The following is a 25,331-nucleotide window of genomic DNA, read 5'->3' on the forward strand; positions in this document are numbered from 1 at the left end:
GACATCTCCCCCACAAGGAGGGAGATCGGCTGTCATCGCGGCCGTCGCCAATTTCCGGCGTTGCAAGAGTGGGGCGGTTGCAGAAGCTGCCGATCTCCCCCCAAGTGGGGGAGATGTCCGGCAGGACAGAGGGGGGCACGAAGGATCACGACGTCTCCATGCTCGCACACGGCACACCCGCCCCATGACCACCTTCACCCCCGCCACCTCGGCCGAAACCCTCTCCACCGTCCAATGGGCGGCGGCGGAGGAATCGCCGCTCGAAATCGTCGGCCACGGCTCCAAGCGCGGCATCGGCCGGCCGCAGCAGAGCGAACACACGCTCGACCTGTCGAAGCTGTCCGGCGTCACGCTCTATGAGCCGGCGGAACTGGTGCTGTCGGCCAAGGCCGGCACGCCGCTGGCCGAGATTGGAAGCCTGCTAGCCGAAAACGGCCAACAGCTCGCCTTCGAACCGATGGATTACGGTCCGCTGCGCGGCGGCGCGCCCGGTAAGGGCACGATCGGCGGGGTGCTGGCCACCAACCTGTCCGGTCCGCGCCGGCTGAAGGCGGGCGCGGCGCGCGACCATATCCTTGGCATCAATGCCGTCTCCGGTCGCGGCGAGGCCTTCAAGTCCGGCGGCCGCGTGGTCAAGAACGTCACCGGCTACGATTTGTCGAAGCTGATGGCCAACAGTTGGGGCACGCTGGCTGTGTTCACCGACGTCACCTTCAAGGTGCTGCCGGCGGCGGAAACCGAAGTCACGCTGGCCATCCGTGGCCTGCTCGACGATGCCGCTACCGCCGCCATGGCCCTGGCGCTCGGCTCCAGCGCCGAAGTGTCGAGCGCTGCCCATTTGCCCGAACGGGTCGCCGCGCGGGTCGCTCGCGGCAGCCTCGGCAGCGATGCCGCGACGTTGCTGCGCGTCGAGGGGTTTGGTCCGTCGGTCGCCTACCGTATCGCCGCGCTGAAAACCCTGCTGAAAAACGCCGGCCCGCTGCAAGAGATTTCGGGCGACGCTTCGCAGGCCGCCTGGCGCGACATACGCGATTGCGTGCCGTTCGCCGACGGCAGCGAAAAGCCGGTCTGGCGCGTCTCCATGGCGCCGTCCCAAGCTCATCAGATGGTGCTGACGCTGCGCATGCAGATTGGCGTCAGCGCCTTCTACGACTGGCAGGGTGGGCTGGTCTGGCTGCGCATGGAGGAAGGCGATCCCGAGGCGGGCTTGCTGCGCGGGCTGATCAGAAAGCATGGCGGCGGCCACGCAACGCTGGTGCGCGCCGCCCCTGCGCATCGCGCCGCCGTGCCGGTGTTCGAGCCGCAGGCGCCGCACCTGGCCGCATTGTCGGCGCGGCTCAAGGCCGAGTTCGATCCCAAACACATCCTCAACCCCGGCCGCATGGCGTCGGGCTCAGGCTCTGCTACTCTCAGTCCATCAACGGAGGGAGCAGCACCATGAGCGACATCAATCCAGGTCCGGACGCACCGCGCCAGACCGACCGCTGGCTGGAACCGGGACCGACCAACGCGCTGGTCATCTACATTCTCTACCTTGCCGGCCTCGTCATTGGCGTCACCGGCATCGTCGGTATCGTGCTGGCCTACATCAACCGTGGCAAGGCCGGTGGCTTCGTCGAGAGCCACTACACCTTCCTGATCCGCACCTTCTGGATCGGTCTGCTCTATGCGCTGATCTCGGTGGTGCTGATGTTCGTGATCATCGGCTTCCTGCTGATGTTCGCCGTCGCCGTCTGGTTCATCGCCCGCTGCATTCTTGGCCTGCAGGCACTGCAGCGCGGCGAGGCGGTCAAAAATCCCGAAAGCTGGTTCCTCGGATTGTAGCTAGCAGGCAGCAAGGAAGCTTTACGTGCAGACCAATTTCTCCCTTGCCCAGCTTGCCGATCCGCATGTGGCGGAATCGGAAAAGATCCTGCGCAAATGCGTGCATTGCGGTTTCTGCACCGCCACTTGCCCGACCTATGTGACGCTCGGCAACGAACTGGATTCGCCGCGCGGGCGCATCTATCTGATCAAGGACATGCTGGAGAACGGCCGCCCGGCCGACAAGCAGATCGTCACCCATATCGATCGCTGCCTGTCGTGCCTCGCCTGCATGACCACTTGCCCGTCGGGCGTCAACTACATGCATCTGGTCGACCACGCCCGCGCCCATATCGAGGAGACCTACAGGCGCCCACTGCTCGACCGGCTGACGCGCACCATGCTGGCCTTTGTCCTGCCATATCCCGCGCGCTTTCGTGCGGCGCTCAGGCTGGCGAAGCTGGGCAAGCCCTTCGCCGGCCTGTTCGAGAAGATCCCGGCACTGAAGCCGCTGGGCGCGATGCTCAAGCTCGCGCCGGCATCGATACCGGCGGCTTCGCCGATGGCATCTCCCGGCGTGCATGCCGGGCAGGGCACGAAAAACGGCCGCGTCGCCATCCTCACCGGCTGCGCGCAATCCGTGCTCGATCCCGCCATCAACGAGACGACAATTGCATTGCTGACCCGGCTTGGCGTCGAGGTCGTGGTGCCCCAGGGCGAAGGCTGCTGCGGCGCGCTGGTGCATCACATGGGGCGCGAGGAGGCAGCGCTTGCTTCGGCCAGACAGAATGTCGACGCCTGGACGCGCGCCATCGACCAGGGCGGGCTGGATGCAATCGTCATCACCGCGTCTGGCTGTGGCACCACCATCAAGGACTATGGCTTCATGCTGCGCCTCGATCCGGCCTATGCCGACAAGGCGGCGCGGGTTTCGGCGCTGGCCAAGGACATCACCGAATATCTGGCAAGCCTCGACTTGCCGGAACCGGTGCGCAAGCCCGGCACCATCGTCGCCTATCACTCCGCCTGTTCGATGCAGCACGGCCAGAAGATCACCCGCCAGCCGAAGGAGCTTTTGCAGAAAGCCGGCTTCGTCGTGCGCGAGCCACGCGAAGGGCATCTGTGCTGCGGTTCGGCCGGCACCTACAACATCCTGCAGTCCGAGATTTCAGCTCAGCTGCGCGACCGCAAGGTGAAAAACATCGAGGCGACGGGTGCCGAAATCGTCGCCACCGGCAACATCGGCTGCATCACCCAGATCGCCTCGGCGGCGAAGCTGCCGGTCGTGCACACGATAAAACTGCTCGACTGGGCCTATGGCGGGCCGAAGCCGGAAGGCGTTTCAGAAAAAGAGCTCGTCGCGGCGGAGTGATGCTCCGACGTTGCGGGAACCTTCACCCGGAAACAGAAAGGGCAGCGCGGTTTCCCGTGCTGCCCTTTCGTGACTGGCCGCATCCCCACACGGCCCGTCCCCCGTAAACCCGTAGCCAGTTCTAAGCACGTCTCCCAAAAGCGCGCTATGACTTGAGTGCAACAGCACGCGCTAAAACTACCCAGCGTTACCTAACCGGCCGATTCGCAGTAATTATATCACCACCACGGTGGTTCCGACATTGACTCTTTCGTAAAGGTCAACCACGTCCTCGTTGCGCATGCGGATGCAGCCTGAAGACACCGCGCCGCCGATCGTCCAGGGCTGGTTGGTACCATGGATGCGATACTCCGTCGTGCCGAGATAGAGCGCGCGCGCGCCGAGCGGGTTTTCTTCGCCGCCGGCGAGATAGGTCGGGAGGTAGCGCCCCTTGGCCGCCTCGCGCTTGATCATCACTGCCGGCGGACGCCAGTCCGGCCAGACGCGCTTGTTGGTGATCTTGTGTGTGCCCGACCACTCGAAGCCCGGCTTGCCGGTGCCGACGCCATAGCGCCGCGCTTTGCCGTTCTTCTCGACCAGATAGAGGAAATTCTGCGTCGTATCGATGACGATCGTGCCCGGCTTCTGCGGGCCGTCATAGGCGACTTCCTGCGGCAAATAGATCGGGTTGATCTGCGGGCGCATGACCATGCGCTTGGCCGGCGCCTGAACGGCCGCCGTGCGCACCTGGTCGGTTCGCGCTGGTTGCGCATAGCGCAGGCGAGGCTGCTGCTGCACCACTTGCCGGTTCTGCCGCACGATGCCCGGTGCCCGGCCGAGCTGCAGCACCCACGGCGCCGAAAGATCCGGGCTCACCATCACTGGCGGCCTCTCGGCATAGCGGTCGCCGGCACTGGAGGACGTGACGCCAGCGGTAAGCACGGCCGCGGCACCGAGCAGGGAAATCAGCACTGTCTTCATCGGAACGCACCTTGATCGTCGAACATTTCGGGGCGCAAAGCCTTCCCCGGTTCGCCGAACATTGGCGGCAAGCAGCAACCGAAACATGAATCGGAATGCGTAAAATGCCGTTCTGTCAGTAAACCTTTTGGTGTGGTTACCGGCGGGTTCAGGAATCTGGTAAAGCCGGAGTAAACCTATGCAAAAAGCCAATTAACGAATGGAATTCCTGGCGATGGAAAATGAAAAACCCGGCCTGATCGTTGGCGCCGATGGTGTCGCGCGCTGCTTCTGGCACGGCAATCTGCCGGACTATCTGCACTACCACGATCATGAATGGGGCCGGCCGGTCGCCGACGACCGCAGGCTGTTCGAAAAGATCTGCCTCGAGGGCTTTCAGTCCGGCCTGTCGTGGCTGACCATCCTGCGCAAGCGAGAGAACTTTCGCGAGGCCTTCGCCAATTTCGAGTTCGACAAGGTTGCCGCCTTCACCGACAAGGATGTCGAGCGCCTGCTCGGCAATGCCGGCATCATCCGTCATCGCGGCAAGATCGTCTCGACCATCAACAATGCCAAGCGCGCGCGTAAGATGGTGGATGAGTTCGGCTCACTGGCCGCCTGGTTCTGGAAGTTCGAACCCGGGCGGGACGAACGGCCGGAGATCGTCGACCTCGCCCATCTGCGCGCCAACCCGACGACGGCGGTGTCGGTCAGGATTTCGAAGGAGCTGAAGAAGCGCGGCTGGAGCTTTGTCGGCCCGACGACGGTCTACGCCTTCATGCAGGCCATGGGGCTGGTCAACGACCATCTCGAAGGCTGTGTCTGCCGAGAGCAGGTGGAGAAGGAACGCAAGGCGTTCAAGCGGCCGAAGTAAGCTAGGTGCCGCTGGCGCCGGTGAGGAAAAGCCCGGCGACGATCGCCGCCAGTGCGGCGAAGGCCGGATAGATCACCAGCAGGCCGGTCATCAGGGCATCGCGCAGCGTCGAGCTTGCGCGCTCCTCCGCGGCAATCTCGAACGGACCCGCCATCTGGCTTGCGGTCCTTGGTGCATGGTTATCGGCCGGCCGCAGCCGAACGGACAGCTCGCGGGCACCGCTGTCGATGCTCTCTGGATATCTTGCCGTGGCCATGGCCCCGAACCCCTTGTTTCCGCGTGCCTTATCGTCCTCGATTGTGTCGGCACGATGCCGCACCGATGGCGGAATTGTTTCCTTTTCGGCATGGTTTGTTTCATGGGAGGCGCTAACCCTTGCCGCTCTCGGCTGCATCGGTTAGGACACGCGCGCCGCGGAAATCGGTAATTTTGCCGATCCAGGACGCCACGAAACACCGAGTACCCATCCCATGGCCGACAAATCGGAAAAGACGAAAGCGCGGCTGCCGCGCGGTTTTGCCGACCGCAGCGCCGAAGACATCCGCGCCGTCGAGAAGATGATGGCGACGATCCGCTCGGTCTATGAGCTCTACGGTTTCGAACCGGCCGACCAGCCACTGATCGAATACACCGACGCGCTGGGCAAGTTCCTGCCTGACCAGGACCGGCCAAACGAAGGCGTGTTCTCCTTCCAGGACGATGACGAGCAGTGGCTGTCGCTGCGCTACGACCTGACCGCGCCGACGGCGCGTTATGTCGCCGAGAACTATGAGCGGCTGCCAAAACCCTATCGCAGCTACCGCTCCGGCTGGGTGTTCCGCAACGAAAAGCCCGGCCCTGGCCGTTTCCGCCAGTTCATGCAGTTCGACGCCGACACGATCGGCACGCCGGGCGTCGCGGCCGACGCCGAAATGGCGATGATGATGGCCGACGTGATGGAAGCGCTCGGCATCAAGCGCGGTGACTACGTCATCCGCGTCAACAACCGCAAGGTCCTCGACGGCGTGCTGGAAGCAATCGGCCTGGGCGGTGATGATAATGGAGGGCGCCGGCTGACCGTGCTTCGAGCGATCGACAAGCTCGACAAGTTCGGACCAGACGGTGTCAAGCTCTTGCTGGGTAAAGGCCGGTGGGATGGTGGAAAGGAAGGCGAAGGAGACTTCACAAAGGGTGCTGGGCTTCCGCCCAACGCCATTGAAGAAATAGTCGATCTGTTCAGCGCTCCAAAATTGGATGATATGATCGAGGAAACCATCGAGCCAGACGCATATGTGGAAGAATTGTTTGGAAAGATTGGTGGGCCTTCTCTTGAGGCGTTTGATCCAGGCAATTCCGTAGCTCTGACTACTGCTTTGCAGTCGCGATTTGTCATTAATGAGAAGTATCAGCAAGGTGTCGGAGAACTAAACGACATTGCACGGCTTGTATGGGCCGCAGGATATAAGCCTGACCGTATTCGAATCGACCCTTCCGTCGTGCGCGGCCTCGAATATTACACCGGCCCCGTCTTCGAAGCCGAGCTGCTCGCCGAAATCCCCAACGACGAAGGCCAGATCGTGCGCTTCGGCTCGGTCGGCGGTGGTGGCCGCTATGACGGGCTGGTCTCGCGCTTCCGTGGCGAGCCGGTGCCGGCGACCGGCTTTTCCATCGGCGTATCTCGTCTGATGACGGCGCTGAAGAACCTCGGCAAGCTCGATACGTCCGATGTGATCGCGCCGGTCGTCGTGCTGGTGATGGACAAGGACACCGAAAGCCTCGGCCGCTACCAGAAGATGGTCTCCGAACTGCGCGCCGCCGGCATCCGCTCCGAAATGTATCTCGGCGGTGCCGGCATGAAGGCGCAGCTGAAATACGCCGACCGCCGCGGCAGCCCGGTCGCCATCATCCAGGGCGGCGACGAGCGCGCCAAGGGCGAACTGCAGATCAAGGATTTGATCGAAGGCGCCCGCATGTCGGCCGAGATTGTGGACAACGCCGAATGGCGCGCGGCGCGGCCGGCACAGGTCACGGTGGCGGAAGGTGAACTGGTCGGCGAGGTGAAGAAGATATTGGCGGCGCAGGCTGAGGAGAGGGCGCGTGGCAAGTAGAGCGCCAGCCTTACCTTCTCCCCTTGTGGGAGAAGGTGGATCGGCGCGAAGCGCCGAGACGGATGAGGGGTGTTCCAGGGAACGCCAAGGCCTCATTTCTTCCAACACCCATCATCCGACCGAGCTGCGCTCGGCCACCTTCTCCCACAAGGGGAGAAGGGAAGGGCGGCTGCGATGACCTCCCGCTACCCCGCAATATCAACCGAAATCACCACCCTCTTCGCCACCCGCAACACGCATGCGGTCGAGGTCGCCGTGCTGCAGCCGGCCGATCCGTTCCTCGACATGGCTGGCGAGGATCTGCGCCGCCGCATATTTCTCACCGAAAGCGAGACTGGCCAGACACTTTGCCTGCGGCCCGAATTCACCATTCCGGTCTGCCTCGATCACATCAGCTCGCAGGCCGGCACGCCGCGCCGTTATTCCTATCTCGGTGAAGTGTTTCGCCAGCGTCGCGAGGGCGGCAATGAGTTCTTCCAGGCCGGCATCGAGGACCTTGGCGACCGCGACACCGCGCAGGCCGATGCCCGTTCGCTGGCCGACGCGCATGCGCTGCTGTCGCTGGTGCTGCCGGATCAGTCCCTGAAAATCACACTCGGCGATCAGACCATCTTCGAGGCGGTGCTGGCCGCCCTCGGCCTGCCGCGTGGCTGGCGCATGCGTCTTGCCCGTGCCTTCGGCTCGGCGCCGATGCTGGAGGCAGCCCTTGCCGATCTCGCCAACCCGCAGCGCAACGGCCAGCTCTCCGGCCCTGTCGCAGCCCTTGTGCTCGATGGCGATCTGGATGGCCTCTCGGCACACATCGCCGGCGGCATGGAAGAGGCGGGGCTGTCGGCATCCGCCGGGCGCTCGCCATCCGACATTGCGCGACGGCTGATCGAAAATGCCGAACTGCGCAGCGTACGATTGTCGAACGAGGCGTTTTCGGCGCTCAAGACTTTTCTGGCCATCGACGTTGCGCTCGATGGCGCCGCACGAGCGCTTGAAACTTTTGCAGCGGGTGCCGGTCTTTCGCTGGGCGCCGCGCTCGAGAATTTCGCCGCCCGCGCCAAAGCCATCGAAGCTCTGGGCCTGCCGATCAAGACTATCCGCTACGACGCCGCCTTTGGCCGACCGCTCGATTACTACACCGGCATCGTCTTCGAGATCGCGGCAGAGAACGGCGAGCGGCCGCTGGCCGGCGGTGGCCGCTATGACCGGCTGCTGACGCTGCTCGGCGCCAAAACTCCGATCCCCGGCGTCGGCTTTTCCGTCTGGCTCGACCGCATCGAAGCGCTGCGGGAGAAGACGGCATGATCACGCTGGCGATCCCATCGAAAGGCCGGCTGAAGGAGCAGGCGCTCGAGGTGCTGGCCAGGGCCGGACTTGCCGTCAGCCTGCCCGGCGACGAGCGCAAATATCGCGCCCGCATCGAAGGCGCTGAAAGCATCGAGGTGGCGTTCCTGTCGGCGTCCGAAATCGCCGGTGAGATCGGCCAGGGGACGGTCGATCTCGGCATCACCGGTGAAGATCTGCTGCGCGAAAACCTTGCCGATTGGGAGACGCGCGCCGAAATCGTCGCGCGCCTCGGTTTCGGCCATGCCGACGTCGTGGTCGCGGTGCCCGACATCTGGCTCGATGTCGACACGATGGCCGATCTCGACGATGTCGCCGCCGATTTCCGCCAGCGCCACGGCAGGCGGCTGCGCATCGCCACCAAATACTGGCGGCTGACCCAGCAATTCTTTTCGCTGAAGCACGGCATCCAGGTCTATCGCATCGTCGAAAGCCTGGGCGCCACCGAAGGCGCGCCGGCGGCAGGCCTCGCCGATGTCATCGTCGACATCACCACGTCAGGCTCGACGCTGCGCGCCAATCATCTGAAGGTGCTGGCCGACGGCGTTGTCTTGCGGTCGCAGGCTTGCCTCGTGGCGTCGAGGAAGCCGCGTGCAGCCACAGATGAGGCGCTGTTACGTGACATCGCCGCCAAGATGAGCGCCCTCCCTCCCCCTTGAGGGGAGGGTGGACAGCCGCCGTAGGCGGATGGACGGGTGGGGTCCGCGGTGACGCGCTCCATCTTTTCAGTCAGAGCCAGAGGTCGCGGCGGTTGAGACGATCCCACCCGCCTCGCTTCGCGAGGCACCCTCCCCTCAAGGGGGAGGGGAGCCACTCTACTTTCCACCGCCCCGGCAGGCTGATAGGCTCGGCTCGTCTGCGGAGGAGACGGCGATGGCGATTCATCTCGACGAGTTGAAAAATGCCACCAATCTGCGCGGTCGCGGCCTGCGCAACGGCAGCACCTTCGTCGCACCGCTCGACGGCAGGGCGCATGTCTCGGGTGAGCGCACTGTGCCGTTGCTGCACCAGACCATACCCGCACTGTTTTCCGACACCGTCAGCAAATACGCCACGCAAGATGCGGCCGTCTTCGTCGATCAGGACAAGCGCTTCACCTGGAGCGAACTGTCGGACACGGTCGACACGCTGGCCGCCGGCTTCCTGGCGCTCGGCCTCGAAAAGGGCGAGCGCGTCGGCATCTGGTCGCCCAACCGCTGGGAATGGCTGGTGACGCAGTTCGCCACCGCCCGCATCGGCCTGATCCTGGTCAACATCAACCCGGCCTACCGGCTGACCGAGCTGGAATATGCGCTGAACAAGGTCGGCTGCAAGGCGCTGGTCACCGCCGCCAAATTCAAGACCTCCGACTATCTCGGCATGATCGAAACGCTGGCGCCTGAGATCGCCAAAGCCGCCCCCGGCAAGCTCAAGGCGCAGAAACTACCGGCACTCAAGATCGTCATCCGCATGGGCGACGAGAACTCGCCCGGTATGTTCAATTTCGCCGATGTGCTGTCGATGGCCGGGCGCGACGAGCATGACAGCCTCGATCGCATCTCCGAGGGATTGAAACCCGGCGACGCCATCAACATCCAGTTCACCTCCGGCACCACCGGCGCGCCCAAGGGCGCGACACTGACCCACAACAACATCGTCAACAACGGCAATTTCGTCACCTCGGCAATCAAGCTCACCGTCGACGACCGGCTGTGCATCCCGGTGCCGCTCTATCACTGCTTCGGCATGTCGATGGGCACGATGGGCTGCGTCACCAAGGGCGCGACCATGGTTTTCCCGGGCGAGGGCTTTGATGCCGGCGCCACGCTGAAGGCGGTGGCGCAGGAACGCTGCACCGCTCTCTACGGCGTGCCGACCATGTTCGTCGCCTTGCTCGATCATGCGGATTTCCAATCCTTCGATCTCTCCAGCCTGCGCACCGGCATCATGGCCGGCTCGCCATGCCCGATCGAGGTGATGAAGAAGGTCGTGTCGCTGATGCACATGGCCGAGGTGACCATCGCCTATGGCATGACCGAGACCAGCCCGGTGTCGTTCCAGAGCAGCGTCGACGACCCGCTGGAAAAGCGCGTCTCGACCGTCGGGCGCATCCACCCTTACGTCGAGGTCAAGGCCATCGATGCCGACGGCGCCACCGTGGCGGTCGGCGCGCCGGGCGAACTGTGCACGCGCGGCTATTCGGTGATGAAGGGCTATTGGGACGACGAGGAAAAGACCCACGAAGCGATCGACTCAGATGGCTGGATGCACACTGGCGACCTCGCCACCATCGACGCCGAGGGCTATTGCAACATCGTCGGCCGGGTCAAGGACATGGTCATCCGCGGCGGCGAGAACGTCTATCCCAGAGAGGTCGAGGAGTTTCTCTATCGCCACCCGAAGATCAAGGAAGTGCAGGTGTTCGGCATTCCCGACGCCAAATATGGTGAGGAGCTTTGCGCCTGGATCGTGCTGAGGCCCGGCCAGATCGCCACCGAGCAGGAGATCAAAAACTTCTGCGCCGGCCAGATCGCCCACTACAAGATCCCGCGCTACATCCGCTTCCGCAGCGAGTTGCCGATGACGGTGACCGGCAAGCCGCAGAAATTCCTGATGCGCGAGGCGATGGTGGAGGAGCTGGGGCTGGTGACGCAGAAGACGGCGTGAGCATAGCCTTTCCCTAGGGCTCGCAGAAACGCACAAGGCTTGAATGAGCGGTTTCGCACGATCGGTGACGTCCTATACGATGCCCTTGGCCGCGCTGGCGATGGCCGTTGCGGTCAGAGCCAGCGGGCTGTCGGTAGACGTGGGTTCGCCGAGCGTCAGGATCCTTGTCGGAGCGCTTTCGAGCGCGATCATGTTCATCACCATTTTCGTCGTGCTCGACCATGCCGAAGCGGTGGCCCACCGTGTCGGGGAGCCCTACGGCACGTTGGTATTGACCTTTGCGGTGACGGCAATCGAAGTGTCGATAATCGTTTCCATGATGCTGCATGGAGAGAACAATCCGACACTTGCGCGTGAGTCTGTCTTCTCGACGGTGATGATTACATCCACCGGCGTTGTCGGCCTGTGTCTCACGCTTGGCGGTTGGCGTCATCGCAAGCAGGTGATTGTCCGGCAAGGGACGAGCGCCTATCTGGCGGTCCTGGTCGCGCTGACCGTGATGACGCTCATTCTGCCGACCTACACGCGAACGACGGATCCTGGCACCTTTTCGGCGGCTCAACTCGGATTTGTGAGCGTACTTTCAGTCCTCCTTTATGCAGCTTTTGTGTTCGCGCAGACTGTCCGGCACCGGGACGACTTCGTCGAAGGACAAGCAGACGACGTCTCGATCCAAACTGCCTCTCGCCAAAGCATTTCTGCCAGCGTTCTGCTCCTGTTGATCGGGCTGGTCGGAATTGTCATGCTTGCCGAGCAGGTCGCCGCAAGTGTCGAAGATGCGCTCGTCACCTACCAGGTGACCCAGGCTGACAGCATTGTCGGAGCGATGATCGCCGGGTTGGTTTTGATGCCGGAGGCCATTTCGGCGGTTCGTGCTTCACTCAGCAATGAGCTGCAGCGCGGCTTGAACGTTGCGATGGGTTCGGCTTGCGCCACCATCGGTCTGACAATACCGGCGGTCGCAGCCGCCAGCCTGCTGACGGGAAGAGGGCTGACCCTGGGGCTCCCGGAAACTGACACAGTGCTTTTGATCTTGGCGCTGTTCATATGCAACGTAAGCTTCAGCACGGAACGAACGACATTCCTGACCGGCATGGTCCATCTTGTCGTGTTTCTTACTTATGTGTTTCTGATATTTGTGCCGTGAAGGTTGCGGAAGCGGCGCCGCAGCGAGACTGGCGCCGACGCAGTGGGGCCTCTCAGAATCGGCGGCGCCCATGGAATCTCTTCGCCTCCATGTCACACTGGCAGCTCCTGGCTCGTCATGGTCTCGCAACCATCAGAAGGAAGCCAATCATGACTGTCAGACTTGAACCCTTTGCCGCCGCCCCTTCGCTGATGAAGGAATGGCAGCGCACATCGATCGCCATTGCCGCCAGCCTCGACCCGGGCCTCGCCGAACTGGTGGAGATCCGTGCCTCCCAGATCAATGGCTGCGCCAACTGCATCAACATGCACACGACCTATGCCCGCGAGAGGGGAGAAACCGAGCAGCGCATCTTCTTGCTGCCGGCCTGGCGCGAAGCGCCCTGCTACACCGATCGCGAACGGGCGGCCCTTGGCTGGACCGAGGCGCTGACGCGGATCTGCGAAGGCCATACTCATGTCGCTGCCTACGAGGCGCTGAAGGCCCATTTCAGCGAGGAAGAACAGGTGCAGCTCACCTTGATGATCAACATCATCAATGGCTGGAACCGCATTGCGGTCGGCTTCGGCGGCTTCGCCGATCCGGCAGCGGTGAAGGCCGCTTCCAGAGCGCTTACTGCGCAAGCGGCTGCTGCCAAGGCGGTCGCCGCTTGACGGCGAAGCCAACGCTTGAGGACGCAGCGGCGGAATTTGATCCGCTGCGTCCAAAACTCATGCGCGTTGCCTACCGCATGCTCGGCTCCGTCGCCGATGCCGAGGACATGGTGCAGGAGGCCTTCATCCGCTGGATGCGGGCCGACCGCGCAGCGGTGCGCGAGCCGGAGGCGTTCCTGCGCCGCACGTTGACCCGCCTCTGTCTCGACCAGCTCAAATCCGCGCGCCGCCAGCGCGAGACCTATATCGGCCCCTGGCTTCCCGATCCCGTCGTCGAAGAGGACGAGGTGGAAGACGTCACCTTGCCGCTGATGCTGGTTCTGGAGCGTCTGTCTCCGCTCGAACGCGCGGCCTTCCTGCTGCACGATGTGTTCGGCCTCGGCTTCGAGGAGGTTGCCGAGACCATTGAGCGCGACGCTGCCGCCTGTCGCCAGCTCGCCGCCCGGGCGCGCAGCCATGTGCGGGACGCCCGACCTCGTTTCCAGATGGAACGGCAACGCAGCCTGGCGCTTGCCGAGGCCTTTTTCGCGGCGTCGCGCAGCGGCGACATGCAGGCGCTTGGCAACATGCTGGCGGCCGATGTCAGTGCCCATGCCGACGGCGGCGGCAAGCGCCCGGCGGCGATAGAGGCGATCCTCGGCTTCGATGCCGTCCTCAAGCAATACGCCTACATAGCGAGCCGGATTCCGAAGAACGGTTCAAAGCTTGTTCGCGTCGGTTTCGTCAACGGACTGCCGGGTTTTGTCACGCTTGAAGCCGATGGCGAACTGCAGACCACCGCGCTCGAAATCGAGGACGGAAAGATCGCGGCGATCTATGTGGTGCGCAACCCGGATAAGCTCAGGCATCTGCACTAGTCTGGATTGCAGGCGCTCCGTTTTTCGAGGCCGAGCCTCACATCGCCGAACGCGGCCTCGCCCTAAGCCCCCAGCTTCGGCTCCGGATTCACGTCCAGCGCCTCTTTCGCCTCATCGTCGTCCGGAAGGATCTCGCCGTTCACTAGCGCTTAAGATGCGACGATCCCTGTTAACCATCGATTAACTATGCGGTCGCCTTTATCTCGATGTTGGAGCATACTGATTTTGGTAGCGAACAAGAGAACGATTGTCGGACACGGCGCCTGTCACTTCGACCGTGTGCGACAGGCGAAATCAGAAAAAGGCGACGGAAAACCGTCGTCTCCCAGGGAGGCGCCATCATCAGGTTTGATGAGGAGCGCCAAATGCAGATCGAAGAAGCAGTCACCGCAGCGACGGCAGAAGCCAGCCCGCTTCTGTCATGCCTCGGCCAGCCCGTCATCGCCTACCATGTCGCGGCAATCATGAGAGAGACGGACGCCGAACACGCCCGGGCGATGCAGCTCGCATTGATGCGGCGAAGCATCGAGGCTCTCGTCGATGATGGTTTGGAAAGCGTCGAAGCCGAACTCTTTGCATCACAGTTCCAAGGTCGCGTTGGCTTGACCTGGGAACTCCTGCATTTGTCCGACAGCACACCGCACTGACCTCTGCCAAACCGGCCTCGATGACCGCTTGCGGCCGGCCTAACACCAGCTCCGAGAGACGCCGCCATACCTTGGCGCGGGACAAGCTCGATGTCGCCGACCGGCTATTCCACGGCTGCTTCGGGTCAACAGCAGGCTTAAGCCACCCCTCAAGCCGCCAGCACAGCCGCGTCCAGCCCGCGAATGATCTTGGCCAGCTCGACACACTCGTCATGCCGGACCTTGTTGCGCCGCCAGGCGAGGCAGATCGTGCGTTGCGGCATCGGCTCCTGGAACGGCACGATCTTCAGGTCGCGCATGCTGCTCGCCGGCCCTGCTGCCATTTCCGGGATGAGCGTGACGCCGAGCCCGTGCGCCACCATCTGCAGCAGCGTCGTCAGGCTGGTGGCGCCATAGCTTGCCATCGCCACCGGGCGCACGCTGCCGCAGACGGCGAGCGCCTGTTCGCGCAGGCAATGGCCTTCCTCCAGCAGCATCAGCCTTTCCAGCGCCGGGCTTTCCGGCGGCACCGGCGGCGAGGCGAAAGCGGGATCGCCTGATGGCACGGCGAGAAAGAAGCGGTCGGCGAACAGCGCCTCGGTGATCAGGCCGGGATGGTCGAGGGGAAGGGCGGCGATGAAGGCATCGAGTCTGCCCGAATTGGTGTCGTCGAGCAGTGCCGCGGTCACGGCTTCGCGCAGTTCGAGCTGCAGTGCCGGGAAATGCCGTTTCAGCTCCGGCAGTACATGCGGCAACAGATAGGGTGCCACCGTCGGGATGATGCCAAGCCGGAAGCGGCCTTCCATGGCCGGGCGGCCGCGCCGCGCCGTGGTCTCGATCTCGCGAATGTCGGCAAGAATGCGCTCGATGCGCGGCAGCATGACCAGCGCCTCGTCGGTCATCCGCACCGATTTGCCGCCGCGCTCGAACAGCCGGCAGTTGAGCCGCTGCTCCATCTCGGCGATCTGCGACGACAGCGCCGGCTGGCTGACACCGGCCAGTTTCGCCGCGCGGCCGAAATGCAGCGTCTGCGCCAGCGCTTCGAAATAATGCATCTGCCGGACGGTGAGGCCAATCATAAGAAAAACCTATCGCAACAAACAGGAAAGGCAATTTGTTTTTATCGGCAAGGCAGCCTAGTCTGGAACCATTCCAGAGTGGCGCGGCTCAAGGCCCGCCCGGGAAATCAGCGAATCGGAGAGCAAGATGGACGCGAACACTGACGATCCCAGCGCGGGCAAATGCCCGGTCGTGCACACGACAATTGCCAGGGCCAACCGCGACTGGTGGCCGAACCAGCTCAACGTCCAGGTTCTCCACCAGCAGTCGCCGCTGTCCGATCCGATGGGCGAGGCGTTCGACTATGCCGAGGAATTCAAAAGCCTCGACCTCGACGCCCTGATCAAGGACCTGCATGCGCTGATGACCGACTCGCAGGAGTGGTGGCCGGCCGATTTTGGCCATTACGGCCCGTTGTTCATCCGCATGGCATGGCACAGCGCCGGCACCTACCGCATCGGCGACGGCCGTGGCGGCGCCGGAGCCGGCCAGCAGCGTTTCGCGCCGCTCAACAGCTGGCCGGACAACGTCAACCTCGACAAGGCCCGCCGCCTGCTGTGGCCGATCAAGCAGAAATATAGCCGCAAGATCTCCTGGGCCGACCTGATGATCCTCACCGGCAACGTCGCGCTGGAATCGATGGGCTTCAAGACCTTCGGCTTCGCCGGCGGCCGCGCCGACGTCTGGGAGCCGGAGCAGGACATTTATTGGGGTCCCGAAGGCAAGTGGCTGGCCGACGAGCGTTACAGCGGCGACCGCGACCTGCAGAACCCGCTCGGCGCCGTGCAGATGGGCCTGATCTACGTCAACCCGGAAGGGCCGAACGGCAATCCGGATCCGCTGGCCTCCGCCCGCGATATCAGGGACACCTTCGCCCGCATGGCGATGAACGACGAGGAGACCGTTGCGCTGATCGCCGGCGGCCACACATTCGGCAAGACCCATGGTGCGGGCGATGCAGCCCTGGTGGGCGTCGAGCCGGAAGGCGCCGAGATCGAGCAGCAAGGCCTCGGCTGGGCCAACAAGTTCGGCACCGGCAAGGGCGGTGACGCGATCGGGAGCGGTCTCGAAGTGACCTGGACCACGACGCCGACCAAGTGGAGCAACGACTTCTTCGACAATCTGTTCGGCTTCGACTGGGAACTGACCAAGAGCCCGGCCGGCGCGCACCAGTGGACACCGAAGGGCGGCGCCGGCGCCGGTACTGTCCCGGATGCGCACAATTCGGGCAAGCGTCACGCGCCCGCCATGCTGACCTCGGATCTCGCGCTGCGTTTCGATCCGTCCTACGCAACGATCTCAAAACGCTTCCATGAGAATCCGGACCAGTTCGCCGACGCCTTTGCCCGCGCCTGGTACAAGCTGACCCATCGCGACATGGGCCCGCTGGTGCGCTATCTCGGCCCGCTCGTTCCCAAGGAAGAGCTGCCCTGGCAGGACGTCATTCCGGCGGTCGATCATGTCTTGATCGACGAGCAGGACGCTGAAGCGCTCAAGGCCAAGGTCCTGGCGTCCGGCCTTTCGGTATCGCAACTGGTCTCGGTGGCCTGGGCGTCAGCCTCGACCTTCCGTGGTTCCGACAAGCGCGGCGGCGCCAATGGCGCGCGCATTCGCCTCAGCCCGCAGAAGGACTGGGCCGTCAACCAGCCGGCGGAATTGGCCAAGGTTCTCGACAAGCTCGAAGCGATCCAGAAGGACTTCAACGCTTCGCAGACCGGGGGCAAAAAAGTCTCGCTTGCCGACCTGATCGTTCTCGGCGGCAATGCCGCTATCGAGAAGGCGGCCGGCCGCAGCGTGGATGTTCCGTTTTGGCCAGGACGCATGGACGCGTCGCAGGAGCAGACGGACATCCACTCCTTCGCACCGCTGGAACCGACCGTTGATGGCTTCCGCAACTATGTCAGCGGCAAGCAGCGCCTGTCGCCCGAGGAGGCGCTGGTCGACCGCGCGCAATTGCTGACGCTGACGGCGCCCGAACTGACGGTCCTTGTCGGCGGCCTGCGCGTCCTCGGCGCCAATGCCGGGCAGTCCAAGCACGGCGTCTTCACCAGCCGGCCGGAAACGCTGAGCAACGACTTTTTCGTCAATTTGCTCGACATGGGCACCGAGTGGAAGGCGACGACGGACGCCAAGGACGTGTTCGAGGGCCGCGACCGCAAGACCGGCGAGGTCAAGTGGACCGGCACCCGTGCCGACCTCATCTTCGGTTCGCACTCGCAGCTGCGCGCCATCGCCGAAGTCTACGCGACAGCCGACGCCAAGACGAAGTTCGCGAGAGACTTCGTTGTGGCCTGGACCAAGGTGATGAACGCCGACCGCTTCGATATCGCCGGCTGATCCAGCCAAAGCTCTGACCAACAAAAAAAGGCGCGGGCTTCGGCCCGCGCCTTTTTCACACTCGGGCTTCGAAGATCAGTCCTTTTCGAAGATGCGCGCCTTGGCAACCACGCCGGCAATCGCCCCGCCGATCAGCGGCGCGACGATGAACAGCCACAGCTGGCCGATCGCCGCAGCGCCCGAAAACAGCGCCGGTCCTATGGAGCGAGCCGGATTGAGCGACGTGCCGGTGACCGGAATGATGGCGAAGTGCAGCCCTGCCAGGGTCAGGCCGATGACCAGCCCGGCAAACGCCGTCGAGTGCTTTTCCGCGGTTACGCCGAGGATCACCGTGACGAAGGTGAAGGTGCCGATCAATTCCCACAGGAAGGCCGAGCTGACACCCCATTTCGTCACGTCCCAGCCATTGGCACCGAAGTTGGTGATGGGTTCGCCGGCTTTGCCGGAGACGATGATCCACAGCGCCAGCGAAGCCAGGATGGCGCCGATGATCTGCGCGATCCAATAGGGGATGACATCCTTGGCAGGCAGCCGGCCGGCAACGAAGACGCCGAGCGTAACCGCCGGATTGAGATGCGCGCCCGAGATCGGGCCGATCGCATAGGCCGCCGCAATCAGTCCGATGCCGAACGCCAGACCGATGCCTTCCTGGCCAAGCGGCAGCGCGCCGCCGAAGCCACCCGTCACCACCGAAGCCGTGCCGATGAACACCAATAGAAATGTGCCTAGAACTTCCGCCAGATAAGTCTTCATTACCCTCTCCTCGTATCGATCCGCGGCTCCGCCTTTTTCTGCGACGCGAATCATGACTGAGAGAGTATTCTCACACGGAAAAGTTGCAAAGCAGAGCGGTTGCCCCAAGCCGCATGCTTGTGCGCGCCAGTCGCGCGCTTTAGAGCAGGGCCGGAATGAATTTGCTTGAGTGACGGAAGACGAAAATGAGACTGGGCGGACGGCTGGCGGCAGCCATCGAAGTGCTGGAAGACATTGGCCGGCGCCACCGGCCGGTGGCCGACGCGCTGAAGGACTGGGGCCTGTCGCATCGCTTCGCCGGTGGCGGCGACCGCGCGGCGATCGGCAACATCGTCTACGACGCGCTGCGCCACAAGCGTTCTGCCGGCTGGCTGCTCGGCGAGGACACGCCGCGCGCCGTCGGTTTCGGGGCGCTTCTGCTCGAATGGAACCAGACGGCGCAGTCGCTGAACCAGGCGCTCGACGGCGACAAGTTCGCACCGCCGCTGTTGAGCGAAGAGGAATTGAAGACTCTCACTGACCGCCGGCTTGCCGATGCGCCGCCGGCGGTGCGGGCCGACATTCCCGACTGGTGCGCGCCGCTGTTCGAAGAAACCTTCGGCGAGACATGGGTGGACGAGGGGGCAGCCCTCGCGACACGCCCGCCGCTCGACCTCCGGGTCAACACGCTGCAGGCCGATCGCACCAAGGTGCTGGCCGAACTGACGGAGACCGGCGCCAAGTCGGCACAGATCGCGCCATACGGCATTCGCATCCCGCCGATCGACGGCGACGGCAGGCACCCGAACGTGCAGGCCGAACCCGCCTTCCAGAAAGGCTGGTTCGAGGTCCAGGACGAGGGTTCGCAGATTGTCGCAGCCCTGGCCGGCGCCGAGGCCGGCATGCAGGTGCTCGACTTTTGCGCCGGTGCTGGCGGCAAGACGTTGGCGCTGTCGGCAGCGATGGGCAATAAAGGCCAGGTGTTTGCCCACGATTCCGAGAAGGCGCGGCTGGCGCCGATCTTCGACCGCATGCGCCGCTCGGAAAACCGCAACGTGCAGATCGTCACCAAGCCTGCGGAACTCGCCCCGCTCACCGGTCACATGGACATCGTCCTGGTCGACGCGCCTTGCACCGGCAGCGGCACCTGGCGGCGGCGCCCCGACGCCAAATGGCGGCTGACGCAAAGACAGCTCGATGCGCGCAAGGGTGAGCAGTCGGCGATCCTCGATGCCGCCAAAGCCTACGTCAAGCCGGGCGGCCTCCTGGTCTACATCACCTGCTCGGTCTTCGATGAAGAGAATGGCGAGCAGGTCTCCGCCTTCCGGGAACGCAACAGCGGCTTTGTCCCGGTCGATCATCGCGCGCTTTGGGACGGCCGCTTTCCAGACCACGCGGCGGCTGCACGGGTCGGAGAAACCGGCGATATTTCCTTGTCGCCGGCGCTAAGCGGCACCGACGGGTTTTACTTCTGCGCGCTGCGCCGGGCGAACTGACACCACGGTTGACATCTCGCCCCGGCGCTCCAATTCCGGTCTGCGGTGCTGAAGCCGCCAAACGGGGGACCTCCTTGCAGAAATACCTGTCGCTTCTGTTTTTCCTCGTTCTGGTGCTGGGTGCCGGCCTGCTGATCGGCTACGCGACCTTGCCGGGTGAATGGTATGCATCGCTCGCCAAGCCGCCCTTCAATCCGCCGAACTGGATCTTTGGCCCGGTCTGGTCGCTGCTCTATGTGATGATCGCCGTCGCCGGCTGGCGAACCTGGTGGCACGATCCGGACGGCACGGCGATGAAGGCCTGGGTCGCGCAGTTGTTCCTGAACTTCCTGTGGTCGCCGACCTTCTTCGGCGCCAAACTGATGGGGCCGGCTCTGGTGGTCATTGTGCTGCTGCTTGCCAGCATCCTTGTCTTCATCGCCCGCAGCCGCGACCGGGCTTCCCGCTGGCTGTTCGTGCCCTATGCGGCGTGGGTGGCTTTCGCCACTCTGCTCAACGCATCGCTTCTCTGGTTGAACTGACCTCTTTGCTGCAGTGCAGCAAATGAGATTGCCTGCCGCTTCTGCCTCTGCAATAAGCTTTGGGTAGAGAAGTGAAGGCAACGGCCATGGCAGCAAAGATCGTACCCGCCCCGGACTATGAGGATCGCGTCAGGACCTCTTTTGCCCGCCAGAAGGCGATGGCGACGATCGGCGCCGAACTAACGCTGGTGACGCCCGGCATCATCGAGATCGAGATGCCCTATTCGGCAGCACTCACCCAGCAGCATGGCTTCCTGCACGCCGGCGTCATTTCGACGGCGCTGGATTCTGCCTGCGGCTATGCCGCGTTTTCGCTGTTGCCGGAAAGTTCCAGCGTGCTGACCATCGAGTTCAAGGTCAATCTGCTGGCGCCGGGCAGGGGCGAACGCTTCCTGTTTCGCGGCTCGGTGACCAAACCCGGCCGCACCATCATCGTCGCCGACGGCCAGGCCTATGCCTTTACCGCCGACGGCGAGGCCAAACTCATCGCCACCATGACCGGCACCATGATGACGGTGGTCGGCCGTGATGGCATAGCGGGCTGAGCCGATGGGTGACGTCGTGCGCATCGGCGGCAAGTCCGTCCTCTTCGTCATGGCGGCGCAGGCGGAGTACGGCCCGCATTTGCAGCGTCTGTTCACGCCGCTGATGACCGGCGTCGGGCCGGTCGAGGCCGGCGTCAGGCTGGGCGCTGAACTCGCCCGCCTGAAGTTTGAAAAGGCGCTGCCGGACCTCATCGTCTCGCTTGGCTCGGCCGGCAGCCGGACACTGGAGCAGGCGGAAATCTACCAGGCCGTTTCGGTCAGCTATCGCGATATCGACGCCTCGCCTTTGGGTTTCGAGAAGGGCGCCACACCGTTTCTCGATCTGCCGGTGACCGTGCCGCTGCCGCTCCGGATTCCTGATATCAGGCAAGCGACGCTGTCGACCGGCGGCGGCATCATTTCCGGCGCCGCCTACGATGCCATCGCCGCCGACATGGTCGACATGGAGACCTTCGCCTGCCTGCGCGCCTGCCAATTGTTCGGCGTGCCGCTCATCGGCTTGCGCGGCATTTCCGATGGCGCCGCCGATCTCAGGCATGTCGGCGACTGGACCGAATATCTGCACGTCATCGACGAGAAGCTGGCGGGCGCCGTTGGGCGGCTCGAACAGGCGATCGGTGACGGCCTGCTCGGCGCTTGACCGCAACCGATCAGGCCGCAAGGCGTTCCGGATCGCCGAAATCGATGCGTGAAATGCGCCCGCGCACGGTGCCGGTCGCGTCGACATAGTCGATGGCGCCCGGCGTGTGGTCGAGTTTCCAGGCGCCGGTGGGGCCGTCCTGCCATTCGACCTTGTAGCCGTCGTCCTGCAGCGTCCAAAGCCCATGGAAACGGGTGCCGTCCGGCAGCAGCATGTGCGCACGGGTCCCCGTTTCGTAGTGGATGAAGGCGCTCTTGCCGCCCATATCGATGACATGCGTGGTGCCGATCATGATAATGGCCAGCGTATCCTTGTTCAGAATTGTCATTGTCCCTGTCCGAAGGTTTGAGTTCGAAAACGCTCGACGCAATGGAAATCGTCAAGTACCTTGACTATATGGAGTCCTGAGAAAATGGTCAAGGAGCTTGACGAAAAAACCGATGCACTGCCCGATCACGTCGGCTGGCGGCTGTGGCAGGTAAGCCGTGCCTGGCAGGCGGAGTTCGCCGCCGCGATGCGCGCCGCCGGCCATGGCTGGTTCACTGAAGCGCGCGCCGGACTGCTTGGGCACATCCCCCGCGGCGGCACGCGCCAGTCGGCACTGATCGATCGCTCGGCGATCTCCAAGCAGGCGGTTCAGCAATTGCTCGACGGCCTGGAAGCGGACGGCGTGCTGGAGCGTCTGCCCGATCCCATGGATGGTCGCGGCAAGCTTGTGCGCTATACCCGCAAGGGGCTGGACGCCTTGCGCGACGGCGACCGCATCAAGCTGCAGATCGAACAGGGCTACATCGCCCGTCTCGGCCAGCAGCGCTTCGCGGCGTTGATGGACGCCTTGCGCTCCCTCGATGCGGGGCAGGCGGACGCATTGGAAAAACCCGCCGGCCCTCGAGACGGAGCACCGGAATCGAAGTAGGAGGCGCGGCTTTCTAACCCATTGCGCCGACTCATTTCTTTCTCTAAACGCTCGCCATGAAGACAGCCAATCACCCCGACACCGTCCTGATTGTCGATTTCGGCAGCCAGTTTACGCAGCTCATCGCCCGCCGCATCCGCGAGGCCGGCGTCTTTTCCGAGATCGTGCCGTTCCAGTCGGCCGAGGCAGCGTTCAAGCGCATCAATCCGAAAGCCGTCATCCTCTCCGGCGGCCCGGCCTCGACCTCCGATATCGGCAGCCCGCGCGCGCCGCAGATCGTCTTTGACGCCGGCGTGCCGGTGCTCGGCATCTGCTACGGCCAGATGGCGCTTTGCGTGCAGATGGGTGGCGTCGCCGAGAGCTCCGATCACCGCGAATTCGGCCGTGCCTTCGTCGAGATCGAAAAGGACAGCCCGCTGTTCGAGGGCCTGTGGGCGCCCGGCCAGCGCCATCAGGTGTGGATGAGTCATGGCGACCGCGTCATCTCGCTGCCCAAGGGCTTCGAGGTCCTGGGAAAGTCGGAGGGCTCGCCCTTCGCCATCTTCGGCAACGTCGCGCGCAAGATGTACGGCATCATGTTCCACCCCGAAGTGGTGCACACGCCGGATGGCGCAAGGCTGCTGCGCAACTTCGTCCACAACATCGCCGGCATCGAGGGCGACTGGACGATGCGCGCCTACCGCGAGCACGCGGTCGAGACCATTCGCAAGCAGGTCGGCAAGGGCAAGGTCATCTGCGCGCTGTCGGGCGGTGTGGACTCCTCAGTTGCGGCCTTGCTCATCCACGAAGCGGTCGGCGACCAGCTGACCTGCATCCTTGTCGACCATGGCCTGATGCGCAAGGACGAGGCGGTAGGCGTGGTGGCGATGTTCCGCCAGCACTACAATCTGCCGCTGACCCTGGTCGATGCGTCGGAAAAATTCATCTCGGCGCTGGAAGGCGAGTCGGACCCCGAGAAGAAGCGCAAGACCATTGGCCGGCTGTTCATCGAGGTGTTCGAGGAAGAGGCCAAGAAACTCGGCGGCGCCGATTTCCTGGCGCAGGGCACGCTCTACCCCGACGTCATCGAAAGCGTCTCCTTCTCCGGCGGCCCGTCGGTGACCATCAAGTCGCACCATAATGTCGGCGGCCTGCCCGAGCGCATGAACATGCGGCTGGTCGAGCCGCTGCGCGAACTGTTCAAGGACGAGGTGCGGGCGCTGGGCAAGGAACTCGGCCTGCCCGACAGCTTCATCGGCCGCCATCCGTTCCCGGGTCCGGGCCTTGCCATACGCTGCCCCGGCGGCATTTCCCGCGAGAAGCTGGAGATTCTGCGCGAAGCCGACGCCATCTATCTCGACGAGATCCGCAAGGCCGGCCTCTACGACGCCATCTGGCAGGCTTTTGCCGTGCTGCTGCCGGTACAGACCGTCGGCGTCATGGGCGACGGCCGCACATATGAATTCGTCTGCGCGCTGCGCGCCGTCACCTCGGTCGACGGCATGACGGCGGATTTCTACCACTACGACATGACGTTCCTGGGTGCCGCCGCCACGCGCATCATCAACGAGGTCCGCGGCATCAACCGCGTGGTCTACGACGTGACCTCGAAGCCGCCCGGCACGATTGAGTGGGAATGATTCAGACCCACCCAAACGCCGCCGAAAATACGCCGATCTGCGACGTAACATACTGAAAACAAATATAAATCCTATCAGGGACGATCAGCGACAATCGGTACGCAGAGATTGGCTCTGACGGACCGCCTGACGGGCCTTCGGCATATTGCCCACTCGTATTTTTCTAAGTACCGTCGGAGCCAATGAGGCTCGTGACGGTACTTCTTTGTACCTTAAGGCATTGAAGGAAAAAGGAATTTCCTGTCGCGCAGCCTCGAAATTGCACTGACGGTACTTTTCAGGAGGCAATGGCTATGTTGACGGACGCCGCCGTTAAAGCGCTGAAACCAAAAGATAAAATCTACAAGATCGCTGACCGTGACGGCATGTATGTCCGCGTCATGCCCAGTGGCGCGATCTCGTTTCGGCTGGACTACAGGCTGAATGGACGCCGTGAGACGGTCTACCTAGGCAGATATGGCAGAGACGGCATCTCGCTCGCGTTGGCCCGAGAGAAGTGCCTCGATGCGAAGCGCGCCATTGGCGAAGGGCGATCGCCGGCGATCGAGAAGCAGCGCGACAAGCGCCGCCTGAAAGAGGCGAAGAGCTTTGGCGAGTTCGGCGAGAAATGGCTCACTGCCGCGCCGATGGCCGACCGCACGCGCGCCATGCGGCGCGCCATCTTCGAACGAGAGCTCCTTCCGGTCTGGCGCAATCGCCTGCTGACGGAAATCACCCCGGACGACCTAAGGGCCTTATGCGGCAGCATCGTCGAACGTGGTGCTCCGGCGACAGCTATTCACGTACGAGACCACGCATCTCGGGGTCAAAGCGAAGCGTCGCGGGAATTCGCCCCGCTGCTCCATTTCGTAGATCGTGCTGTCTGCCAGTGGCACCATCTCGCGCAGCTGAAGCAAATACCCCATAAGTCGCGTTAGGTTAGTCCTTCGCCTATCGCATCGCTGCATCGCGATCGCCTGGTGAGATCGTCACTCCGTCGGGCCGACTTAGTATCCTGCCCGTTTGCAGGGTACCCGGTTTCTGTTCGGGCCAGGTGCCGCTTCTCGCACCGACAAGCTGGCCGTCACGAAGTGCCCGCGCGTAGAGTCCGTCCTTGCGTGTGCTGCCACGCAGGTCACCCACGACAA

The 25,331-nt window shown here is 63.6% G+C and carries 25 protein-coding genes and 2 pseudogenes; 20 read left to right on the forward strand and 7 right to left on the reverse strand.

The genetic code is table 11. The features are described 5' to 3' along the window. Positions 1 to 184 precede the first annotated feature (184 nt). From AC1DXN_RS16780 to glcF, 3 genes are read left to right on the forward strand one after another with little or no spacing between them, the layout of a single operon-like run. Positions 185 to 1,441, forward strand: coding sequence for an FAD-binding protein (locus AC1DXN_RS16780; protein WP_477274626.1), 1,257 nt, complete (start codon positions 185 to 187; stop codon positions 1,439 to 1,441). After that, the gene (locus AC1DXN_RS16785; protein ID WP_477274624.1) at positions 1,438 to 1,824 is read left to right on the forward strand and encodes a DUF4870 family protein; all 387 of its coding nucleotides are present in this window, start codon (positions 1,438 to 1,440) and stop codon (positions 1,822 to 1,824) included. Before AC1DXN_RS16780 ends, AC1DXN_RS16785 begins: the two co-directional genes overlap by 4 nt. A 25-nt stretch (positions 1,825 to 1,849) precedes the next feature. Then, positions 1,850 to 3,175 carry a glycolate oxidase subunit GlcF gene (gene glcF / locus AC1DXN_RS16790; RefSeq protein ID WP_477274622.1) on the forward strand — a complete coding sequence of 442 codons (1,326 nt, stop codon included), beginning with the start codon at positions 1,850 to 1,852 and terminating at the stop codon, positions 3,173 to 3,175. Positions 3,176 to 3,388: 213 nt separating this feature from the next. Here glcF and AC1DXN_RS16795 read toward each other — a convergent pair whose 3' ends face one another. Continuing rightward, complete coding sequence (locus tag AC1DXN_RS16795) at positions 3,389 to 4,135, reverse strand: L,D-transpeptidase (protein WP_477274620.1); 747 nt, start codon at positions 4,133 to 4,135, stop codon at positions 3,389 to 3,391. A gap of 214 nt (positions 4,136 to 4,349) precedes the next feature. On the opposite strand from AC1DXN_RS16795, the gene AC1DXN_RS16800 reads away from it, so the two are divergent. Continuing rightward, positions 4,350 to 4,988 carry a DNA-3-methyladenine glycosylase I gene (locus AC1DXN_RS16800; protein ID WP_477274618.1) on the forward strand — a complete coding sequence of 213 codons (639 nt, stop codon included), beginning with the start codon at positions 4,350 to 4,352 and terminating at the stop codon, positions 4,986 to 4,988. A gap of 1 nt (position 4,989) precedes the next feature. Here AC1DXN_RS16800 and AC1DXN_RS16805 read toward each other — a convergent pair whose 3' ends face one another. Next, complete coding sequence (locus AC1DXN_RS16805) at positions 4,990 to 5,244, reverse strand: hypothetical protein (RefSeq protein ID WP_477274616.1); 255 nt, start codon at positions 5,242 to 5,244, stop codon at positions 4,990 to 4,992. Between the two features lie 214 nt (positions 5,245 to 5,458). Between AC1DXN_RS16805 and hisS the strand changes: the two genes are divergently transcribed. From hisS to AC1DXN_RS16825, 4 genes are all read left to right on the forward strand, one after another. After that, on the forward strand, positions 5,459 to 7,075 hold the full coding sequence (gene hisS / locus AC1DXN_RS16810; protein WP_477274614.1) for a histidine--tRNA ligase: 1,617 nt from the start codon (positions 5,459 to 5,461) through the stop codon (positions 7,073 to 7,075). Between the two features lie 174 nt (positions 7,076 to 7,249). Then, entirely contained in the window at positions 7,250 to 8,371 is a 1,122-nt protein-coding gene (locus tag AC1DXN_RS16815) for an ATP phosphoribosyltransferase regulatory subunit (protein ID WP_477274612.1), read from the forward strand. Next, positions 8,368 to 9,069, forward strand: a complete 702-nt coding sequence (hisG, locus tag AC1DXN_RS16820) for an ATP phosphoribosyltransferase (RefSeq protein ID WP_477274610.1) — start codon at positions 8,368 to 8,370, stop codon at positions 9,067 to 9,069. The genes AC1DXN_RS16815 and hisG overlap by 4 nt, the downstream gene beginning before the upstream one ends. A gap of 214 nt (positions 9,070 to 9,283) precedes the next feature. Beyond that, entirely contained in the window at positions 9,284 to 11,056 is a 1,773-nt protein-coding gene (locus AC1DXN_RS16825) for an AMP-binding protein (RefSeq protein ID WP_477274608.1), read from the forward strand. Between the two features lie 72 nt (positions 11,057 to 11,128). Here the strand turns inward: AC1DXN_RS16825 and AC1DXN_RS16830 are convergent, their stop codons facing one another. After that, on the reverse strand, positions 11,129 to 11,254 hold the full coding sequence (locus tag AC1DXN_RS16830; protein ID WP_477274606.1) for a hypothetical protein: 126 nt from the start codon (positions 11,252 to 11,254) through the stop codon (positions 11,129 to 11,131). Between AC1DXN_RS16830 and AC1DXN_RS16835 the strand changes: the two genes are divergently transcribed. The 4 genes from AC1DXN_RS16835 to AC1DXN_RS16850 all read left to right on the forward strand — a co-directional run bounded on the left by AC1DXN_RS16835 (position 11,247) and on the right by AC1DXN_RS16850 (position 14,360). Then, entirely contained in the window at positions 11,247 to 12,203 is a 957-nt protein-coding gene (locus AC1DXN_RS16835) for a calcium:cation antiporter (protein ID WP_477274604.1), read from the forward strand. The genes AC1DXN_RS16830 and AC1DXN_RS16835 overlap by 8 nt on opposite strands. A 149-nt stretch (positions 12,204 to 12,352) precedes the next feature. Further along, on the forward strand, positions 12,353 to 12,856 hold the full coding sequence (locus AC1DXN_RS16840; protein WP_477274602.1) for a carboxymuconolactone decarboxylase family protein: 504 nt from the start codon (positions 12,353 to 12,355) through the stop codon (positions 12,854 to 12,856). Continuing rightward, on the forward strand, positions 12,853 to 13,713 hold the full coding sequence (locus tag AC1DXN_RS16845; RefSeq protein ID WP_477274600.1) for a sigma-70 family RNA polymerase sigma factor: 861 nt from the start codon (positions 12,853 to 12,855) through the stop codon (positions 13,711 to 13,713). The genes AC1DXN_RS16840 and AC1DXN_RS16845 overlap by 4 nt, the downstream gene beginning before the upstream one ends. A gap of 365 nt (positions 13,714 to 14,078) precedes the next feature. Further along, positions 14,079 to 14,360, forward strand: coding sequence for a hypothetical protein (locus AC1DXN_RS16850; protein WP_477274598.1), 282 nt, complete (start codon positions 14,079 to 14,081; stop codon positions 14,358 to 14,360). 149 nt (positions 14,361 to 14,509) lie between these two features. On the opposite strand, the gene AC1DXN_RS16855 is transcribed toward AC1DXN_RS16850, so the two are convergent. After that, positions 14,510 to 15,418 (reverse strand): hydrogen peroxide-inducible genes activator, encoded by a 909-nt coding sequence (locus tag AC1DXN_RS16855; RefSeq protein ID WP_477274596.1) that lies wholly within the window; start codon positions 15,416 to 15,418, stop codon positions 14,510 to 14,512. A 127-nt stretch (positions 15,419 to 15,545) separates the two neighbouring features. Between AC1DXN_RS16855 and katG the strand changes: the two genes are divergently transcribed. Further along, positions 15,546 to 17,735 (forward strand): catalase/peroxidase HPI, encoded by a 2,190-nt coding sequence (gene katG / locus AC1DXN_RS16860; protein WP_477274594.1) that lies wholly within the window; start codon positions 15,546 to 15,548, stop codon positions 17,733 to 17,735. A gap of 75 nt (positions 17,736 to 17,810) precedes the next feature. On the opposite strand, the gene AC1DXN_RS16865 is transcribed toward katG, so the two are convergent. Continuing rightward, on the reverse strand, positions 17,811 to 18,488 hold the full coding sequence (locus tag AC1DXN_RS16865) for an MIP family channel protein (protein WP_477274592.1): 678 nt from the start codon (positions 18,486 to 18,488) through the stop codon (positions 17,811 to 17,813). A 185-nt stretch (positions 18,489 to 18,673) separates the two neighbouring features. On the opposite strand from AC1DXN_RS16865, the gene AC1DXN_RS16870 reads away from it, so the two are divergent. From AC1DXN_RS16870 to AC1DXN_RS16885, 4 genes are all read left to right on the forward strand, one after another. Continuing rightward, on the forward strand, positions 18,674 to 19,963 hold the full coding sequence (locus tag AC1DXN_RS16870) for an RsmB/NOP family class I SAM-dependent RNA methyltransferase (protein ID WP_477274590.1): 1,290 nt from the start codon (positions 18,674 to 18,676) through the stop codon (positions 19,961 to 19,963). Positions 19,964 to 20,037: 74 nt separating this feature from the next. Then, positions 20,038 to 20,484: a TspO/MBR family protein gene (locus tag AC1DXN_RS16875; protein WP_477274588.1), complete on the forward strand. Its 447-nt coding sequence runs from the start codon at positions 20,038 to 20,040 to the stop codon at positions 20,482 to 20,484. An 86-nt stretch (positions 20,485 to 20,570) separates the two neighbouring features. Then, positions 20,571 to 21,029, forward strand: a complete 459-nt coding sequence (locus tag AC1DXN_RS16880; protein ID WP_477243140.1) for a PaaI family thioesterase — start codon at positions 20,571 to 20,573, stop codon at positions 21,027 to 21,029. 4 nt (positions 21,030 to 21,033) lie between these two features. Further along, positions 21,034 to 21,669 (forward strand): 5'-methylthioadenosine/S-adenosylhomocysteine nucleosidase, encoded by a 636-nt coding sequence (locus AC1DXN_RS16885; protein ID WP_477274586.1) that lies wholly within the window; start codon positions 21,034 to 21,036, stop codon positions 21,667 to 21,669. Between the two features lie 10 nt (positions 21,670 to 21,679). Here AC1DXN_RS16885 and AC1DXN_RS16890 read toward each other — a convergent pair whose 3' ends face one another. Beyond that, positions 21,680 to 21,997: a hypothetical protein gene (locus AC1DXN_RS16890; RefSeq protein ID WP_477243142.1), complete on the reverse strand. Its 318-nt coding sequence runs from the start codon at positions 21,995 to 21,997 to the stop codon at positions 21,680 to 21,682. Between the two features lie 84 nt (positions 21,998 to 22,081). On the opposite strand from AC1DXN_RS16890, the gene AC1DXN_RS16895 reads away from it, so the two are divergent. The 3 genes and pseudogenes from AC1DXN_RS16895 to AC1DXN_RS16905 all read left to right on the forward strand — a co-directional run. Further along, positions 22,082 to 22,585 carry a MarR family winged helix-turn-helix transcriptional regulator gene (locus AC1DXN_RS16895; protein WP_477274584.1) on the forward strand — a complete coding sequence of 168 codons (504 nt, stop codon included), beginning with the start codon at positions 22,082 to 22,084 and terminating at the stop codon, positions 22,583 to 22,585. Positions 22,586 to 22,641: 56 nt separating this feature from the next. Then, positions 22,642 to 24,204: a glutamine-hydrolyzing GMP synthase gene (gene guaA, locus AC1DXN_RS16900; RefSeq protein ID WP_477274582.1), complete on the forward strand. Its 1,563-nt coding sequence runs from the start codon at positions 22,642 to 22,644 to the stop codon at positions 24,202 to 24,204. 293 nt (positions 24,205 to 24,497) lie between these two features. Next, positions 24,498 to 24,995: pseudogene (locus AC1DXN_RS16905) on the forward strand (tyrosine-type recombinase/integrase); the annotation flags it as partial. Here AC1DXN_RS16905 and AC1DXN_RS16910 read toward each other — a convergent pair. Then, positions 24,993 to 25,109 (reverse strand): annotated as a pseudogene (locus tag AC1DXN_RS16910) (helix-turn-helix transcriptional regulator); the annotation flags it as partial. The pseudogenes AC1DXN_RS16905 and AC1DXN_RS16910 overlap by 3 nt on opposite strands. Positions 25,110 to 25,331 lie beyond the last annotated feature (222 nt).

The sequence above is a fragment of the Mesorhizobium sp. P2_H9 genome (assembly GCF_056403215.1).

What these genes read in the sequence shown, in the direction of transcription:
- AC1DXN_RS16780 (WP_477274626.1), top strand. Translation starts at nt 185, where the DNA reads ATGACCACCTTCACCCCCGCCACCTCGGCCGAAACCCTCTCCACCGTC.
- AC1DXN_RS16785 (WP_477274624.1), top strand. Translation starts at nt 1,438, where the DNA reads ATGAGCGACATCAATCCAGGTCCGGACGCACCGCGCCAGACCGACCGC.
- AC1DXN_RS16795 (WP_477274620.1), bottom strand. Translation starts at nt 4,135, where the DNA reads ATGAAGACAGTGCTGATTTCCCTGCTCGGTGCCGCGGCCGTGCTTACC.
- AC1DXN_RS16800 (WP_477274618.1), top strand. Translation starts at nt 4,350, where the DNA reads ATGGAAAATGAAAAACCCGGCCTGATCGTTGGCGCCGATGGTGTCGCG.
- AC1DXN_RS16805 (WP_477274616.1), bottom strand. Translation starts at nt 5,244, where the DNA reads ATGGCCACGGCAAGATATCCAGAGAGCATCGACAGCGGTGCCCGCGAG.
- hisS (WP_477274614.1), top strand. Translation starts at nt 5,459, where the DNA reads ATGGCCGACAAATCGGAAAAGACGAAAGCGCGGCTGCCGCGCGGTTTT.
- AC1DXN_RS16815 (WP_477274612.1), top strand. Translation starts at nt 7,250, where the DNA reads ATGACCTCCCGCTACCCCGCAATATCAACCGAAATCACCACCCTCTTC.
- hisG (WP_477274610.1), top strand. Translation starts at nt 8,368, where the DNA reads ATGATCACGCTGGCGATCCCATCGAAAGGCCGGCTGAAGGAGCAGGCG.
- AC1DXN_RS16825 (WP_477274608.1), top strand. Translation starts at nt 9,284, where the DNA reads ATGGCGATTCATCTCGACGAGTTGAAAAATGCCACCAATCTGCGCGGT.
- AC1DXN_RS16835 (WP_477274604.1), top strand. Translation starts at nt 11,247, where the DNA reads ATGTTCATCACCATTTTCGTCGTGCTCGACCATGCCGAAGCGGTGGCC.
- AC1DXN_RS16830 (WP_477274606.1), bottom strand. Translation starts at nt 11,254, where the DNA reads ATGAACATGATCGCGCTCGAAAGCGCTCCGACAAGGATCCTGACGCTC.
- AC1DXN_RS16840 (WP_477274602.1), top strand. Translation starts at nt 12,353, where the DNA reads ATGACTGTCAGACTTGAACCCTTTGCCGCCGCCCCTTCGCTGATGAAG.
- AC1DXN_RS16850 (WP_477274598.1), top strand. Translation starts at nt 14,079, where the DNA reads ATGCAGATCGAAGAAGCAGTCACCGCAGCGACGGCAGAAGCCAGCCCG.
- AC1DXN_RS16855 (WP_477274596.1), bottom strand. Translation starts at nt 15,418, where the DNA reads ATGATTGGCCTCACCGTCCGGCAGATGCATTATTTCGAAGCGCTGGCG.
- katG (WP_477274594.1), top strand. Translation starts at nt 15,546, where the DNA reads ATGGACGCGAACACTGACGATCCCAGCGCGGGCAAATGCCCGGTCGTG.
- AC1DXN_RS16865 (WP_477274592.1), bottom strand. Translation starts at nt 18,488, where the DNA reads ATGAAGACTTATCTGGCGGAAGTTCTAGGCACATTTCTATTGGTGTTC.
- AC1DXN_RS16870 (WP_477274590.1), top strand. Translation starts at nt 18,674, where the DNA reads ATGAGACTGGGCGGACGGCTGGCGGCAGCCATCGAAGTGCTGGAAGAC.
- AC1DXN_RS16880 (WP_477243140.1), top strand. Translation starts at nt 20,571, where the DNA reads ATGGCAGCAAAGATCGTACCCGCCCCGGACTATGAGGATCGCGTCAGG.
- AC1DXN_RS16885 (WP_477274586.1), top strand. Translation starts at nt 21,034, where the DNA reads ATGGGTGACGTCGTGCGCATCGGCGGCAAGTCCGTCCTCTTCGTCATG.
- AC1DXN_RS16890 (WP_477243142.1), bottom strand. Translation starts at nt 21,997, where the DNA reads ATGACAATTCTGAACAAGGATACGCTGGCCATTATCATGATCGGCACC.
- AC1DXN_RS16895 (WP_477274584.1), top strand. Translation starts at nt 22,082, where the DNA reads ATGGTCAAGGAGCTTGACGAAAAAACCGATGCACTGCCCGATCACGTC.
- guaA (WP_477274582.1), top strand. Translation starts at nt 22,642, where the DNA reads ATGAAGACAGCCAATCACCCCGACACCGTCCTGATTGTCGATTTCGGC.